Raw genomic sequence first — 14,939 nt, 5'->3', positions numbered from 1 at the left:
CGAACCGCCCGGCACCCGAACCGCCCAGCACACGGACCGCCCAGCACACGGGCCACCCCGAAACTGGGCCGCCCCGCACACGAGACAGAAAGCGCATGGACATGACGATGACGACCGTCCCGGCCGGATACGAACCGTCTCCCTGGTGGTCCGGAGCCGCTCCCCACCCGCGGCCGCCGCTGGTCGGCGACGTCCGGGTGGACTACGTGGTGGTCGGCGCCGGGCTGGCCGGGCTGGCCGCCGCCTACTTCCTGCGCCGGAACCGGCCGGACGCGACCGTGGTGGTGCTGGAGGCGAACCGGGTCGGTTCCGGGGCGACCGGGGCCAGCACCGGCATCGTCGCGCCCGGGGTCGGCGGGCCGATCACCGTGCTGCGTCGCCGTTACGGCGATCGGGTGGCCGCCGCGACCTTCGCCGGCTCGGTCACCGCGGTCGCCCGCACCGTCGAGCTCGTCGAGCGTGAGCACCTGGAGTGCGATCTGGAGCTCAACGGCCAGCTGGTGTGCGCCGTGTCCGCGCGTCAGGACCGGGCCCTGCGTGCGCAGCACCGCTCGTTCGCCGAACTGGGATTCGACATCCCCTACCTGCCGGCCCGGGAGCTGGCCGAACGGTTCGGGGGCCGCCCGTACCGGTCGGCGTTGCGACATCCGTTGGCCGCCACGCTCGATCCGGTACGGCTGAGCCGGTCGCTGGCCGGCGTGCTGACCGGGCTGGGGGTGACGATCCACGAACGCAGCCCGGTGCTGTCGATCCGGCCGGGCGTGCCGGTGCAGCTGCGCTGCCCGTCCGGCATCGTCCGGGCCCGGCATGTGGTGATGGCCACCGACGGCGTGCAGCCCGAGGGGCTCGGCTCGGCCGGCGTCGTCCCGATCACCGGGCACGTCATCCGCACCGACCCGCTCACCGACCGCCAGCTCGACCGGATCGGCTGGCTGGACCGCGATTCGGTGGTGGACTGCCGCACCTTCTTCAACTACTACCGGCTCACGCCCGACCACCGGATCATCATGGGCGGCGGCCGGGTCACCCTGCCGCCCGGGATCCGCGGCGGGGTGGGCAGTACGACCGCCTGGAACCGCATCGAACACGAGCTGCGGACGATCTTCCCGGATCTCGCCTCGGTCCCGGTCAGCAATCGCTGGTCCGGCCGCATCGGGTCGGTCCTGGACCGGATGCCACGGTTGGGCCGGCTCCCGGCGGCGCCCGGGGTCTGGTTCACCGGCGGCTGGTGCGGGCACGGCATCCCGCTCTCGGTCCAGGCCGGGTACGAGATCGCCCGGCGCATCACCGGAGTCGCCGGCCAGGACGACGTCGCCTGGTACCGCGAGAAGGTGCTGGCCCTGCCCGGCGGCCCACCGCGGGACTGGGGCCTGCAGGCCTACCTGGCCGGCCTGGACCGCCGGGACCGGATGCTACACCACTTCGGCGCCGTCGGCCGGGAGTTCGTGCGACCCCCGGTCAGCGCCCGGCTCAGCGGAGCCCACCGATGAGGGCCCAGGGCTTCGACGTCGTCATCGTCGGTGCCGGGTCGGCCGGATGTGCGTTGGCCGCGCGTCTTTCGGCCGACGAGTCGTGCACGGTGCTGCTGCTGGAGGCCGGAAGCGGCCGGTGGCGACCCGAGTCGCGGGTGCCGGCGCTGTATTCGCGGCTGTTCCGGACCGCGGCGGACTGGGCCTACCGCACCGAACCGCAGCCCGAGTTGAACGGCCGGCGGCTGTACTGGCCGCGCGGCCGGATGCTCGGGGGCAGTTCCACGATGAACGACATGGTCTACGTCCGCGGCAACGCCGCCGACTTCGACGGGTGGGCGGCCGCCGGCAACCCGGGCTGGGACCACGCCGGCCTGCTGCCCGCCTTCGAGGCGGCCGAGGCGCAGCTGTGGCCGGACGGCGATCCCGACCGGGGTGAGCATCGGTGGCGGGCGCCGCGCACCGCCGACTTCCTGGCTGCCGCGGAGCGCGCCGGGCTGGTCCGGAACCCGGACCTCAACGGGCCCGGGCAGGACGGTGTCGGCCGGCATCGGGTGGCCCAGCGGCGGGGGGTCCGGTGCAGCGCGGCCGACGCCTACCTGCGCCCGATCGCCGCCCGGCCGAACCTGACCGTCGTCACCGGGGCCCAGGTCACCGGCTTGGTGTTCTGCGGCCCGCGGGTCGTCGGGGTGCGGTGGCTTCGTCGGGGCCGGGCCGAGTACGCGCGGGCCGGCAGCGAGGTCGTGCTGTGCGGCGGGGCGATCAACACCCCGGCCCTGTTGCTGGCCTCGGGCATCGGCGACGGCGCCGACCTGCACCGGCTGGGCATCCCGGTGCGGGCCGACCTTCCGGGCGTGGGCCGGAACCTGCAGGACCATCTGATGATCCCGATGTGCTGGCGGGCCGCCGAGCCGACCAGCCTGCTCGACGGCCGGCGTCCGGTCAACGTCGCCCACTACCTGCTGCACCGGCGCGGCCCGCTGACCTCCAACATCGGGCAGGCCGGCGGATTCGTCCGGAGCCGGCCCGGGCTGGCCGCCCCGGACGTGCAATTGGTCTTCGCGCCGGTGTTGCTGGACGGCATCCGGGACGAACGGGTCAGCGAACCTCGCGAGCACGGCTATTCGATCGGCGCGGTGCTGCTCCAGCCCGGCAGCCGCGGCCGGATCACCCTGCGCCGCGCCGACCCGCTGGCCCGGCCGGTCATCGACCCCGGGTACCTGTCCGACCCGGCAGACCTGGACACGCTGGTCCGCGGGGTTCGGCTGGCCCTGCGCATCGGCGCGACGGGACCGCTGGCCGGCGCGGCGCGCGCCCCGCACCCGTTGACCGACGCCGGCGACGACGCGGTGATCCGGGCCATCCGGGCCGGGGTGGACACCATGTTCCACCCGGTCGGCACCTGCCGGATGGGTCCGGCGGCCGACCCCGGGGCGGTGGTCGACCCGACGCTGGCCGTGCACGGCGTCGACGGGTTGCGGGTGGCCGACGCGTCGGTGATGCCGACCATCACCCGCGGCAACACCCACGCCCCGACGACGGCCATCGCCGAACGCGCCGCCATGCTTCTGCGGGGTCAGCCGCAACCGTCGGTGGCGGGTCGGTCATGACCGCCGGGTGCGACCCGAGCGAGTTCCGGTCCGTCATGGGGCGGTTCGTCACCGGGGTGACGGTGGTGACGGTGGTGGACGGCGCCGGGCCGCACGGGGTGACGGTCAACTCGTTCACCTCGCTGTCGCTGGATCCGCCGCTGATCGGGGTCTGCGTGCGGCGCGCCGGCCGGAGCGCGGCCGCACTGCGACGCAGCACCCACTTCGGCGTCAGCATCCTGGGGGCCGGGCAGGAGGAGCTCGGCCGGTTCTTCGCCCGGGCCGACCGGCCGAGCGGGGTCGGCGCGTTCGACCGGGTGCCGCACCGGATCGGCGTCGCCGAGGTGCCGTTGATCGACGGAGCGGCGGCCCAGCTCGAATGCCTGGTCCGGCAGCGCATCCGCGCCGGCGACCACCTGATGTACGTGGGCGAGGTGATCGGGCTGCGGCTGGACGGCGCGGTCGACTCGCTGGCCTTCCACCGCGGCCGTTTCCTGTCCGTGGCCTGAGCGCCGGCCGGTCCGGTGGAACGATCCGCCGGGGTCCGGCGTTGCCCTGGTACGGGTACCCCGAGAGGAAATCAGGGTTCTCACCGGAGGCCGACCGGTGTCCGGGAGCGGACAGTGGATGGTGCAGGCGAGGAGTCCGGACGGCCGGGGCGGCCTGCCCGTGATGTTGGGTCGCGGCAGTCGAGGACAGCGGAGGAGTTCGACATGGACAAGTTCTTGAAGATCGTGGGCGCGATCGTGGTCATCTGGATCGGCATCAGCCTGGCGCTGTGGCTGATCGGCAAGACGATCGGCCTGCTGTTCTGGGTCGCCGTCATCGGCGGCGGCATCTGGGCGGTGGCGGCCATCGCCAACAAGCGCAAGAACCAGGTCGGCTACCGACGCTGACCACCGACGGCGGGTGACGCGATCAGCGCACCCGCCGTCCGCGTGACCCGCCCGAGACCGGCGGGGCCCCTCGGCCGCTCGGCGGCCGGGCTCTGCCTCAGCCGTCGGTGGCCAGGCGCGGCGGGAAGCCGCCGGTGGCGATCGGCGACCACCGGGTCGGGGTGATCCGGATCAGGCACTTGCCCTGGTCGACCATGGCCCGCCGGTACTCGTCCCAGTCGGAATGTTCGCCGGAAATGGACCGGAAGTAGTCCACCAGCGGCTCGATCGCCTCGGGTACGTCCAGAACCTCGGCGTCGCCGTCGATCTGTACCCAGGCTCCGTTGAACTCGGCCGAGAGCACCAGCACCGAGGCCGTCCCGGTGCGACGGGCGTTGCGCGACTTGGCCCGCTCGGGATAGCTGGCGATCACCACCCGGCCCTGCGGGTCGACCCCGGCGCTGACCGGCGAGGCCTGGACCGAGCCGTCGTGCCGGGTGGTCATCAGGATGTGCTGGTGCCGGGGCCGGACGAACGCGAGCAGCTCGTCCCGGTCGACGCTGGTGGTGGTGGCGATGGTTCTGGGCACGGACGCTCCTTGCGATGGCGAACTCACACTGCTGCCGATTCTCGTCCCACCGGCTCAGGCGGGCCGGGCGAGCTGGTTGACCGCCGCCCCGAACACCCAGGGCACCCGCCGCGCGACCGGCACCAGGTGGCCGCGCACCGCGGGTACCCGGGTGGCCGTCAGCAGGCCCAGGGTCAGTGCGGTGTGCCGCCAACCGACGCGCCGGGCCGCCCACTCGTAGGCCGCCGGTTGGTCGCGGGCGACCGCGGCCACCGCCGCCCGGGCCTGGGCCAGCCCGAGGGCTAGACCCTCCCCGGTCAGCGCATCGACATATCCGGCGGCGTCGCCGACCAGCAGCACCCGCCCCCGCACCCGGCCCCGGACCCGCTGACGCAATGGTCCGGCCCCCCGGACCCGCTCCGGGTCACCGCCGGCCAGGCGCCGCGCCAGGGCGGGGAACTCGGCGAGCAGCTCGTCGAACGGGGCCCGCCGGGAGGTGAGCAGGGCGATGCCGATCCGGTCGTCGGCCAGCGGCGTCACGTAGGCCTCGCCGCCCGGCGACCAGTGGACCTCGACGTAATCGGTCCACGGGGCCATCCGCACATGCCGGCGCAGCCCGAAGCGCCGGGACCGATCCTCCCGGGCGGCCGGTCGGTCGAGCCCGACCAGCCGGCGGACCGGGGAGTGCAGCCCGTCCGCGGCGATCAGGTACCGGGTGGCTTCGCCGTCGACCAGCAGCCGTTCCGACCGCGGCTCGACCCGTTCCACCCGGGGCCCGACGACGTCCACCCCGGCCGCCGCCACCGCGGTGAGCAGGGCCTGGTGCAGCACCGGTCGGGACACGCCGCGGCCGGGGCCGTGGCGGAAGTCGGCCTGCACCCGGCGGGAGCCGTCCAGGTAACGGATGCCGACGATCGGGCGTCCGGCCGGCACGACGCCCAGGTCGGTCAGTGCGGCGACCGCGCCCGGCATCAAACCCTCGCCGCAGGCCTTGTCGATCGGCCCGGTCCGCGGCTCGCGGACGAGCACGTCCAACCCGGCGCGGGCGGCGTACAGCGCGGTGGCCAGGCCGACCGGGCCACCGCCGGCGACGACCAGGTCACGCATCGGTCGGTGCGCCGACCGGCCGGTCGGCGGGCCCGCGCAGGGCGGACAGGGCCTCGTTCTCGACCCGGATCCGGACGGCCAGCAGCGCGGTGTTGGCCACGGTGAAGGTGACGGCGGTGATCCAGGCGGCGTGCACCATCGGCAAGGCCACCCCCTCGACGACGACCGCAACGTAGTTGGGATGGGCCAGCCAGCGGTAGGGGCCGGAGCGGACCGGGGGCAGCCCGGGCACGACGATCACCCGGGTGTTCCAACGGCGTCCCAGGGTGGCGATGCACCACCAGCGCAGGGCCTGGGCGGCCAGCACCAGGGCCAGCATCGACCAGGCCAGCCACCCGGGCACCACCGGCCGGCGTACGAACGCCTCGACCAGCATCGCCACCAGGAACCCGGTGTGCAGGACGACCATCACCGGGTAATGGCCGCGGCCGGTCTCCCGGCCGCCGTGGGCGAAGCTCCAGGTGGCGTTGCGGGTGGAGACCACCAGCTCGGCCAGCCGCTCCAGGCCGACCAGGGCCACCAGCACGACGAAGGCGGTCAGGCTGGTCATGACGACGCCGCCTGCAACAGCAGCAGTTCCGAGCAGAAGCCGGGGCCCATGGCCAGCAGGACGCCGAAGGTGCCCGGGGCCGGCGGCCGCTCCCGCAGGGTGTCGGCCAGCACATGCAGCACCGAGGCCGAGGACAGGTTGCCGATCCGGGCCAACGACGATCGGGTCAGGCCGACGTCCCGGTCGGACAGGTCCAGCACGTCCCGGACCGCGTCGATCACCTTCGGCCCGCCGGGATGGCACACCCAGAAGCCGATGTCGGCCCGGTCCAGGCCGTGATCGGCCAGGAAGGCGTCGACGTCGTCGCCGAGGTACTGGGTGACCAGGGCGGGCACCTGGGCGTCGAGCACGATCCGCAACCCGCTGGCCCCGAAGTCGAAGCCCATGGTCCGTTCCGAGTCGGGGTACAGGCGGCTACGGCTGGCCAGGACCTGCACGGCCCGGTCGGCATCCGGGGCCTGCGAGTGACGCCCGGCGGCGATGACCGCGGCGGCGCCGTCCCCGAACAAACCGCTGGCCACCAGATTCGGCAGCGAGGAATCGTCGCGTTGCACGGTCAACGAACACAGCTCGACGGCCACCAGGGCGCCGACGTGGTCGGGATGGCCGATCAGGTAGTCGTGCAGCCGGGCGATGCCGGCGGCGCCGGCCACGCACCCCAGGCCGAACAGCGGCACCCGGCGCACGTCCGGCCGCAGGCCGACGACCGCGGCGATCCGGGCGTCCAGGGAGGGGACGGCCAGGCCGGTGACGGTGGTGGAGATGATCAGATCGACATCGGTCGGCGTCAGGCCGGCGGCCTTGAGCGCGTCCTCCAGGGCCCGGGCGCCCAACGCCACCGCGTGCTCGAGGAACAGGTCGTTGGCCTGGTCGAAGGAACGCAGGTCGGCGTAGTCGGCCAGCGGCAGCACCAGGTGGCGCTGCTCGACCCCGCAGTTGCCGTGCAGGCTGCGCAGCACACGCTCGGTCGCGCGCGACGGGTGGATCGCGGCGGCGAAGGCGTCGGTGATCGCGGCCTGCCGGGAGCGATGGGCGGGCAGAGCCCCGCGGACGGCCAGGATGCGGGCCCGGTCGGTCCTCGACGGCGTCATTGCGCGAGCACCAGCAGCAGGGCGTCGACGACCGCGATCGCGATCGCGGCGCGAAACGGCGTCCGGCCCCGGGTGAGCAGGGCGATCGCGGCCAGCGCGGCGACCAGGAGGAGCACCGCGATCCGGATCGGCAGCCGGACCTGGTCGCTGGCCCAGACCACGACGACCGACGCCGCGACCAGCACGACCACGGACAGCAGCCGGGTCAGCCGGGCGCCCAGGCGATGCGGCAGCCCGCGCACTCCGGTGGCCTCGTCGTCGGCCAGGTCGGGCAGGGCGTTGACCAGGTGGGCCCCGACGCCCAGCATCGCGCCGACCGCCGGCTGCCACAGCGGCGGCACCGCTGCGGCCGGGGCGGCCAACGAGACGAAGATGGTCAGGCCGCCGAACGCGACCGCGTACGGAACCCACGACCACACGGTCCGTTTCAGGCCCAGGTTGTAGGCCCAGCCGGCGGCCACGCAGACCAGGTGGACCAGACCGGCGACCAGGCCGCACAGCAGTGAGAGCACGACGGCCGCGACCACCGCGCTCGCGCAGGCCGCGGTGACCAGCCGAACGGACAGCGCACCGGTGGCCAGCGGCTTGTCCGCACGGCCGACCGACCGGTCGCGCGACCGGTCGATGAGGTCGTTGGACCAGCCGATCGAGAGCTGCCCGGCCAGGACCGCGGCGACGACCAGCACGGCTTGGCCGGCCGGCAGCCGGTGGGCGATGGCCAGGGCGGCCGCCAAGATGGTCACCGCGAGCGCGGGACCGATGTGGGCCGCGCGCAGCAGGTTCTTCATCCCGGCTCCCGCCGATGGCCCCTCGTCAACCGAATACTGCCCGATCGACTGCTGGACCGCCCCGGCCGCCGGGTCGTGGGCCGCAGTCAGCTCGTGGGCTCTTCCGGCTCGAAGGTGTTGGCCTCGTCGGTGGTGGCGCCGATGCCGTCGTCCGATTCCAGCGCCTCCTGGGCCTGCGGGGTCTCCTCGGTGGTGGCCGGATCGGTGGTGTTGGGGTGGCTCATGGGTGCTCCTCGTGTCGATGGATGGATTGGGGCCGATGGATGGATCGAGTCAGCGGGAGCCGGTGGCGCGGCGCGCCCGGGCGCGCAACTGCAGGATCCGGACGGTGCCGAGCAGTCCGGCGGTCAGCGCACCGGCGAGGGCGGCGAACATCATCGCCACGCCGAGCGACATGGTGCCCTCGAAGCCGAAGTACCGGACCTGGACCGGGTCGGAGTTCTGCAGGATGAAGATCAGCAGGAAGATCATCACGATGGCGGCCACGACGAGCGCGACCCAGGCGGCGCCGGTCCGGGAATGCTTCTTGGCCGCCGAGTTCGGGGTCGCCCTCGGCGCGCCGGCCGCGGGATCGACCGCGTCGGACCCGCCGAAGGACGGCCCGGACGGATCCGGCGGATAGCTCGGGTCGGCCGCCGGAGTCGGCTGGATCGCCGGCAGGCCCGAGGGCGGGGTGGGCGCGGTCGTCATGTCGTACGGGGTGTTCGGCCGGGCCGGGTCGTACTGGCTGGGCGTGCTCATCCTGTGCACCTCCCGGTGTCGGCCTGCGCGGGACCTGCGCCCGCGCATTGGGGGTACCCGGCCCCGACGCGGCGAAACCGGCCGGCTGTCGCGACCGGAGGAATTCGGGCCGACCGGTGTGCCCACCGGCCCGGGCGGGCACTGACCGGGTGGGCCGTCATCGTCGATCGGCCCGGTGGAGAGGAGAAATCCATGACCATGCCCGATCCCTTCCCGAGCCCGAGCCCCACCGACCCGTCCGGCCCGCCGGTGCCGACGGACCCCGCGCCGGACCGTCCGCCGGTGCCGTTCGAACCGCCGCCCACGCCGGAGCCGCAGCCGGTGGACCCGGTGCCGGACAACCCCAATCCGGGCTCGCCGTTCCCGGTTCCTGGCCCGGTCCATCCCGACCCCACCGGGCCCGCCCCGACGGGCCCCGATCCGACCGGGCCGACGGCCTGACCGCTGGCCGGCCGATCACGCTGAGGGCAGGCTTGGCTTGCTGGAAATGCCCAGGTCAGGACGTCAAACTGGGATCTGTGAGCGAGACCGAACCAGACCTGAACGAGCACCATGAGCCACACGACCCCGGACTGGCCAGCCGGCTCAACTGGCTGCGGGCCGGGGTGCTGGGCGCCAACGACGGCATCGTGTCGACCGCGGCGATCGTGCTCGGCGTGGCCGGGGCCACCGACAACCGTGGCTCGATCATCCTGTCCGGCCTGGTCGGCATGATGGCCGGTGCGATGTCGATGGCCACCGGCGAGTACGTCTCGGTCTCGACCCAGCGGGACACCGAGAAGGCGGTGCTCGACCGGGAACGCCGCGAGCTGGCCGAGACCCCTGAGGAGGAACTCGACGAGCTGGCCGGCCTGTACGAGGCCAAGGGCATCGAGCCCGGGTTGGCCCGCAAGGTCGCCGTCCAGCTCACCGCCAAGGACGCGCTGCGGGCCCACGCCGAGGCCGAGCTCGGCTTGGACCCCGATGATCTGACCAACCCGTGGCACGCGGCTGGGGCCAGCTTCCTGGCCTTCCTGGTCGGGGCGCTGGTCCCGCTGCTCGGGGTGGTGGTGGCGCCCTCGGCCTGGGTGACGGTCGTTGCCGTGGCTCTCGCCCTGGCGGTCACCGGTTCGGTCAGCGCCCGGCTGGGGTCGGCGCCGGTCCTGCGGGCGGTGCTGCGCAACATCGCCGGCGGCCTGCTGGCCATGGGCGTGACCTACCTACTGGGCAGCATCGCCGGCGGCCTGATCGGCTGAGCGGACGACCGGGCCCGGGCAAGATCTCGCCCGGGCGCTCTGTCCGTCGTAGGGTGATTTTCGCCCGTCCGGGCGATGCGCCGCGTTCACGCCATCGAGAACCGACCCAGGCGGTCCGGTACTCGTGCCGTGCGGAGGCCCCATGACCGCCCCCATCTCCGTCGATCAGCTGCCCGGCCCGCACGGTGTGCCGATCCTGGGCAACCTGCTGGATCTGAACAACCCGCACCCGATCGACACGCTGATGGACTGGGCCCGCCAGTACGGCCCGATCTACAAGCTGACCGTTCCCGGCACCACCCGGATCGTCGTCTCCGGTGCCGACCTGATGCCCGACATCTGCGACGACGAACGGTTCGACAAGCAACTCGGGCCCGGGCTGGTCGCCGCGCGGGGCACCGGGACGCCGGGGCTGTTCCTGTCCGAGACCAGCGATCCGCTCTGGCGGCGGGCGCACAACATCCTGATGGCCCCGTTCAGCCAGTCCAGCATGCGCGGCTACCTGCCGCGGATGGTCGACATCGCCGGCCAGCTGATGGACAAGTGGTCGCGGCTCAACCCCGATGATGAGGTGAACGTGCCGGCCGACATGACCGCGCTCACCCTGGACACGATCGCCCTGTGCGGGTTCGGCTACCGCTTCAACTCGCTCTACCGGGATACCCCGCACCCGTTCGTGGCGGCCATGGTCCGCAACCTGCTGGAGGCGCAGAAGGAGGCCAAGGAACTGCCGCTGCAGCGCAAGCTCCGGGTGCAGGCCCGCCGGCAGGCCCGCGAGGACAGCGAGTTCCAGATCAACCTGGTCAAGGGTCTGATCGAGGACCGCCGGCGGCAGGGCGACGCGGCCGACAACACCGACCTGCTCGGCCGGATGCTCACCGGGGTGGACAAGTCCAGCGGCGAGGGGCTGCCGGACGACAACATCATCGCCCAGTGCATGACGTTCCTGGTGGCCGGCCACGAGACCACCAGCGGCCTGCTCTCGTTCGCCATCAACTACCTGATGAAAAGCCCGCAGTACATCGACCAGGCGCGGGTGCAGATCGACGAGGTGCTCGGGGACACCGCCGAGCCGACGTACGAGCAGGTGCACCAGCTGACCTTCGTCCGGCAGATCCTGGACGAGTCGCTGCGGCTGTGGCCGACCGCGCCGATGTTCACCCGGGCGGCCCGGACGGACACCGTCATCGGCGGGAAGTACCTCGCGCCCAAGGATGTCGGGATCTCGGTGCTGCTGCCGATGTTGCACCGCGACCCCAGCGTGTGGGGGCCGGACGCCGAGGACTTCAACCCGCATCACTTCGACCCGGAGCGGTTCGCCGCGGTGCCGCCGCTGGCCTACCGGCCGTTCGGCACCGGGCTGCGCGCGTGCATCGGTCGCCAGTTCGCCCTGCAGGAGGCCACTTTGGTGCTCGGCATGCTGCTGCAGCGCTTCGACATCATCGACCACCGCAATTACCAGCTGCACACCCGCGCGACCCTGACCGTCAAGCCGGAGGACATGTGGATCCGGCTGCGGCCGCGGGAGGGCTTCGCCGGAGTGGCGCGGGCGCAGGCCGCGGTGACGGGTGCGGCCGACGAAGGGCCGGCCGAGGCCGACGCGTCCGCGGTGGCGACGGCGCACGGCACGCCGTTGCTGGTGCTGTTCGGCTCCAACCTGGGCACGGCCGAGGGCATCGCCAACCGGCTGGGACGGGAGGGCGCCGACCGTGGGTACGCGGTGACGGTGGCCGCTCTGGACGACCATGGACCCGACCTGCCGGCCGAAGGTGCGGTGCTGGTGGTCAGTGCCTCCTACAACGGCGAGGCGCCGGAGAACGCGGCCGCCTTCGTGGACAAGCTGCGCAGCCGGGCGGTGCCCGACGGGGCATACGCGGGCGTGCGGTTCACGGTGTTCGGCTGCGGCGACACCGACTGGGCGGCGACCTATCAGGCGGTGCCGATCCTGCTGGACGCCGAGCTGGAACGCTTGGGCGGCACCCGGATCCACCCTCGCGGCGCCGGAGATGCGCAGGCCGACTTCGACGGCCAGTACCGGGCCTGGCACGCCGACCTGTGGGCGGATCTGGCCGCCGGGCTGGGCCTGTCGGAGCGGCAGGCGCAGGTGACGGCGGCCGGGCCGCGGCTGACGATCGCCACGGTGAACCGCCAGCTGACCAACCCGGTGGTCGTGTCCTACGACGCGACGCCGACCCTGGTCACCCGCAACGTCGAGCTGACCGCGACCGGGGCGGCCGGGGTGCGCTCGACCCGGCACGTTGAGGTCGCCCTGCCGGCCGGGCTGAGCTACCGGGCCGGCGATCACCTGGGCGTGCTGCCCCGCAACAACCAGGCCCAGATCCGCCGCGTGATGCGACGTTTCGGCCTGGACATGGGCACCTACGTGACGATCACGGCGAACAGTGGCACGCACACCCACCTGCCGGTCGACGAGCCGTCGCCGTTGCTGGGCGTGCTCGGGGCCTGCGTCGAACTGCAGGCGACGGCCACCCGGGCCGACCTGGAGGTGCTGGCCGAGCACACCGACGACCCGGCGCAGCAGGCGGCGTTGCGGGCGCTGACCGACGACGAGACCTACCGGACGCAGGTGCGTGAGCCGAACCTGTCGGTGCTCGACCTGCTGGAGCGCTATCCGGCCTGCGCGCTGCCGTTCCCGGTGTTCCTGGATCTGCTGCCGGCCCTGGCCCCGCGGTACTACTCCATCTCCTCCTCGCCGCTGGCCAGTCCGGACACGGTGTGCGTGACCGAGGGCGTGCTGGCCGAGCCGGCCCGATCCGGCGCCGGCCGGTTCGAGGGGGTCTGCTCGACCTACCTGGCGTCGATGGACGCCGGCAGCACGGTGTTCGTGTTCACCCGGGAGCCGACCATCCCGTTCCGCCCGCCGGCCGACCCGAGCGTGCCGATGATCATGGTGGGGGCCGGGACCGGGCTCGCCCCGTTCCGCGGGTTCCTGCAGGAACGCGCCGCCCAGGGTGCCGACGGGGCCGCGCTGGCCCCGTCCCTGCTGTTCTTCGGCTGCCGGACCCGCGACGACCGGTTGTACGAGCAGGAGCTGGCCGACTTCGCGACGAGTGCGAGTGTGCAGACTTACACGGCATTCTCGCGCGAGCCGGGCCAGCAGCGGCGCTACGCCCAGCACGAGATGCTGGCCCACGCGGACGAGATCTGGTCGCTGCTCGAGGCCGGCGGGGTGGTGTACGTCTGCGGCAACGCCCGTACCCTGGCGCCCGGCGTGCGCGCCGCCCTGACCCAGATCGCCGCCGACAAGCTCGGTCTCGGCGGCGCCGCGGCCGAGGACTGGCTGACCGACCTGCGCCGCCAGCACCGGTACCTGGAGGACATCTGGGGTGCCCGCTGACGCCCCGCGGCGCCGGTTTTTTGCAGTTGATCATGGGCAGAGTGCCGTTCTGACTCCGTCAGAACGGCACTCTGCCCATGATCAACTGCACGTGGGGCGGCGGTCGCTAGGGTGGGCCGGTGATCGACGAGGACCTGGTGCGGGCGGCGGACGACCGGCGGACGGCGGCCATGGTGGCCGGAGATCTCGTGGCGCTGCGCGAGCTGATCGCCGACGACTGCCGGTACGTGCATTCCACCGGTGTCAGCGACACCAAGGACAGCTATCTGGCCACGATCGAATCGGGAGCGCTGGCCTACACCTGGATCCGGACCGCGGAGCACGTCGTGATCCCCGCCGGCGACGCGCTGCTGGTGCAGCACGAGATGCGGGCCGAACTGGTGCTGCACGGAGTGCCGAAGCCCTACCGGAGCCGGGCGGTGGCGGTGTGGCGCTCGTCGGCGGGCGGCCCGCGGCTGATCTACTTCCAGGCCACCGCCCTGCCGGTCGATCACGCATTGCCGGCTTGAGCCCTGGTAATGGCTCCGTCCACGAGCGGCCCGAGGGTGTAGTCGATCAAGGCATCAGACACAGCGCGGCCCTTCTCACTGCCCACGAATGACTCGGCCGCCCGGGCCGCACCGACCAGGTGCAGTCGGGCGAGCATGCGGGTGTCGACCAGCGCCGGTTGCAGCTCACCGTCGATCATTTGCCGACGGAGGGACTCGTCGAACGCAGCTGCCCGGAGGCGATCAACCAGAGCTGCCCGATCGGCCGCCGCGGCGCGTTGGAGGGCGAAGGCAGCGGTCATGGTGGCCGTCTCGTTGCGCAGATCGGAGGTTCGGCCGGACTCCAACTCGGTGATGTCATTGACGAGTTGGCGAGCCATGGCCAACTCGCGCCCGAACCGTCGGACGGCCCGGCGGATGTCGGCGCCGGTGCCGGCTGCGACGGCAGTCAGGTCGGCGAACCCGGCCAGCATGGCGCCGCTGCGGGCCTCGATGCCGGCGGTCACATCCTCGGGAGCCGTTTGCTCGTCAAGCCGGTCCTCCGCCCGCAGTTGGCCCTCGGTGACCGTGGCCACCATGTCCAGGTAGATCTGAGCAAGGGTGGGGACCAGGGAAGGGACCGCGCCGATCGGGGCCTGGGCGGCCGCGGTGGCAATCAGCACATGGGCACCGATAGAGCGCTCCGCCGCTGAGCTTTCACTCCAGAATCGAGGCGGATCGCCGTCCATATCGTTGTCCAGGACACTCCAGGCGAGATAGGTCGCGCCGGCCGCGGCCAACAACCACGGTGGAGGATGGCTTCCGCGCAGACCCGCGTGCACGGCCACCGGAACGGCCAGGGCAGCAATCTGCGAGCCGTCGCCGGCGCCCAGAACGGCGTCGAGGTGGTCGACCGCTTGCGCGGCGAGCGGACGCAGCTGTCCGCGCCAGGGCACGAGCGCGGCGCGTACGGACTCAATAGCGGCACAACGCCAGTCGCCCGGCGATCCGGCCTGGTGCTTCATCGATGAGCCTGCCGGTTGCCACAGCCTCGGTTCCTTCTGCCGCCAATGCCCACCGAACCCGAATGCCTTTCCGCCG

16 protein-coding genes are annotated in these 14,939 nt (G+C 72.9%); 8 read left to right on the top strand and 8 right to left on the bottom strand.

What is annotated here, in order from left to right:
• The first annotated feature begins 107 nt into the window (after positions 1–107).
• The 4 genes from NAMU_RS25390 to NAMU_RS25375 all read left to right on the top strand — a co-directional run bounded on the left by NAMU_RS25390 (position 108) and on the right by NAMU_RS25375 (position 3,954).
• A complete protein-coding gene (locus NAMU_RS25390) occupies positions 108–1,490 on the top strand; it encodes an NAD(P)/FAD-dependent oxidoreductase (protein ID WP_015750200.1) in 1,383 nt (460 codons plus the stop codon).
• Entirely contained in the window at positions 1,487–3,079 is a 1,593-nt protein-coding gene (locus tag NAMU_RS25385; protein WP_015750199.1) for a GMC family oxidoreductase, read from the top strand. Before NAMU_RS25390 ends, NAMU_RS25385 begins: the two co-directional genes overlap by 4 nt.
• Before the next feature lie 35 nt (positions 3,080–3,114).
• Positions 3,115–3,567, top strand: a complete 453-nt coding sequence (locus NAMU_RS25380; protein ID WP_217180643.1) for a flavin reductase family protein — start codon at positions 3,115–3,117, stop codon at positions 3,565–3,567.
• Between the two features lie 204 nt (positions 3,568–3,771).
• A complete protein-coding gene (locus NAMU_RS25375) occupies positions 3,772–3,954 on the top strand; it encodes a hypothetical protein (RefSeq protein WP_015750197.1) in 183 nt (60 codons plus the stop codon).
• Positions 3,955–4,051: 97 nt separating this feature from the next.
• Here the strand turns inward: NAMU_RS25375 and NAMU_RS25370 are convergent, their stop codons facing one another.
• From NAMU_RS25370 to NAMU_RS25345, 7 genes are all read right to left on the bottom strand, one after another.
• Positions 4,052–4,522: a PPOX class F420-dependent oxidoreductase gene (locus NAMU_RS25370; protein WP_015750196.1), complete on the bottom strand. Its 471-nt coding sequence runs from the start codon at positions 4,520–4,522 to the stop codon at positions 4,052–4,054.
• Positions 4,523–4,576: 54 nt separating this feature from the next.
• Complete coding sequence (locus tag NAMU_RS25365; protein ID WP_015750195.1) at positions 4,577–5,608, bottom strand: NAD(P)/FAD-dependent oxidoreductase; 1,032 nt, start codon at positions 5,606–5,608, stop codon at positions 4,577–4,579.
• A complete protein-coding gene (locus NAMU_RS25360; protein WP_015750194.1) occupies positions 5,601–6,158 on the bottom strand; it encodes an isoprenylcysteine carboxyl methyltransferase family protein in 558 nt (185 codons plus the stop codon). Before NAMU_RS25360 ends, NAMU_RS25365 begins: the two co-directional genes overlap by 8 nt.
• Positions 6,155–7,249 carry a type III polyketide synthase gene (locus tag NAMU_RS25355; protein ID WP_015750193.1) on the bottom strand — a complete coding sequence of 365 codons (1,095 nt, stop codon included), beginning with the start codon at positions 7,247–7,249 and terminating at the stop codon, positions 6,155–6,157. The genes NAMU_RS25360 and NAMU_RS25355 overlap by 4 nt, the downstream gene beginning before the upstream one ends.
• Entirely contained in the window at positions 7,246–8,037 is a 792-nt protein-coding gene (locus NAMU_RS25350; protein ID WP_015750192.1) for a UbiA family prenyltransferase, read from the bottom strand. The genes NAMU_RS25355 and NAMU_RS25350 overlap by 4 nt, the downstream gene beginning before the upstream one ends.
• A gap of 86 nt (positions 8,038–8,123) precedes the next feature.
• A complete protein-coding gene (locus NAMU_RS30180; RefSeq protein ID WP_015750191.1) occupies positions 8,124–8,261 on the bottom strand; it encodes a hypothetical protein in 138 nt (45 codons plus the stop codon).
• A 49-nt stretch (positions 8,262–8,310) separates the two neighbouring features.
• Positions 8,311–8,778 carry a LapA family protein gene (locus tag NAMU_RS25345; RefSeq protein ID WP_015750190.1) on the bottom strand — a complete coding sequence of 156 codons (468 nt, stop codon included), beginning with the start codon at positions 8,776–8,778 and terminating at the stop codon, positions 8,311–8,313.
• Positions 8,779–8,970: 192 nt separating this feature from the next.
• On the opposite strand from NAMU_RS25345, the gene NAMU_RS25335 reads away from it, so the two are divergent.
• The 4 genes from NAMU_RS25335 to NAMU_RS25320 all read left to right on the top strand — a co-directional run bounded on the left by NAMU_RS25335 (position 8,971) and on the right by NAMU_RS25320 (position 13,880).
• Positions 8,971–9,219, top strand: a complete 249-nt coding sequence (locus NAMU_RS25335; protein ID WP_015750189.1) for a hypothetical protein — start codon at positions 8,971–8,973, stop codon at positions 9,217–9,219.
• A 77-nt stretch (positions 9,220–9,296) separates the two neighbouring features.
• Positions 9,297–10,013, top strand: coding sequence for a VIT1/CCC1 transporter family protein (locus NAMU_RS25330; protein WP_015750188.1), 717 nt, complete (start codon positions 9,297–9,299; stop codon positions 10,011–10,013).
• A gap of 142 nt (positions 10,014–10,155) precedes the next feature.
• Entirely contained in the window at positions 10,156–13,371 is a 3,216-nt protein-coding gene (locus NAMU_RS25325; protein WP_015750187.1) for a bifunctional cytochrome P450/NADPH--P450 reductase, read from the top strand.
• Between the two features lie 119 nt (positions 13,372–13,490).
• Positions 13,491–13,880: a nuclear transport factor 2 family protein gene (locus tag NAMU_RS25320; RefSeq protein ID WP_015750186.1), complete on the top strand. Its 390-nt coding sequence runs from the start codon at positions 13,491–13,493 to the stop codon at positions 13,878–13,880.
• On the opposite strand, the gene NAMU_RS25315 is transcribed toward NAMU_RS25320, so the two are convergent.
• Positions 13,862–14,863, bottom strand: a complete 1,002-nt coding sequence (locus tag NAMU_RS25315) for a polyprenyl synthetase family protein (protein WP_015750185.1) — start codon at positions 14,861–14,863, stop codon at positions 13,862–13,864. The genes NAMU_RS25320 and NAMU_RS25315 overlap by 19 nt on opposite strands.
• Positions 14,864–14,939: the final 76 nt, after the last annotated feature.

Origin of the sequence: Nakamurella multipartita DSM 44233 (genome assembly GCF_000024365.1) — a bacterium.
Lineage (GTDB): Bacteria > Actinomycetota > Actinomycetes > Mycobacteriales > Nakamurellaceae > Nakamurella > Nakamurella multipartita.
This window is presented reverse-complemented; position numbering and strand designations above follow the sequence as displayed.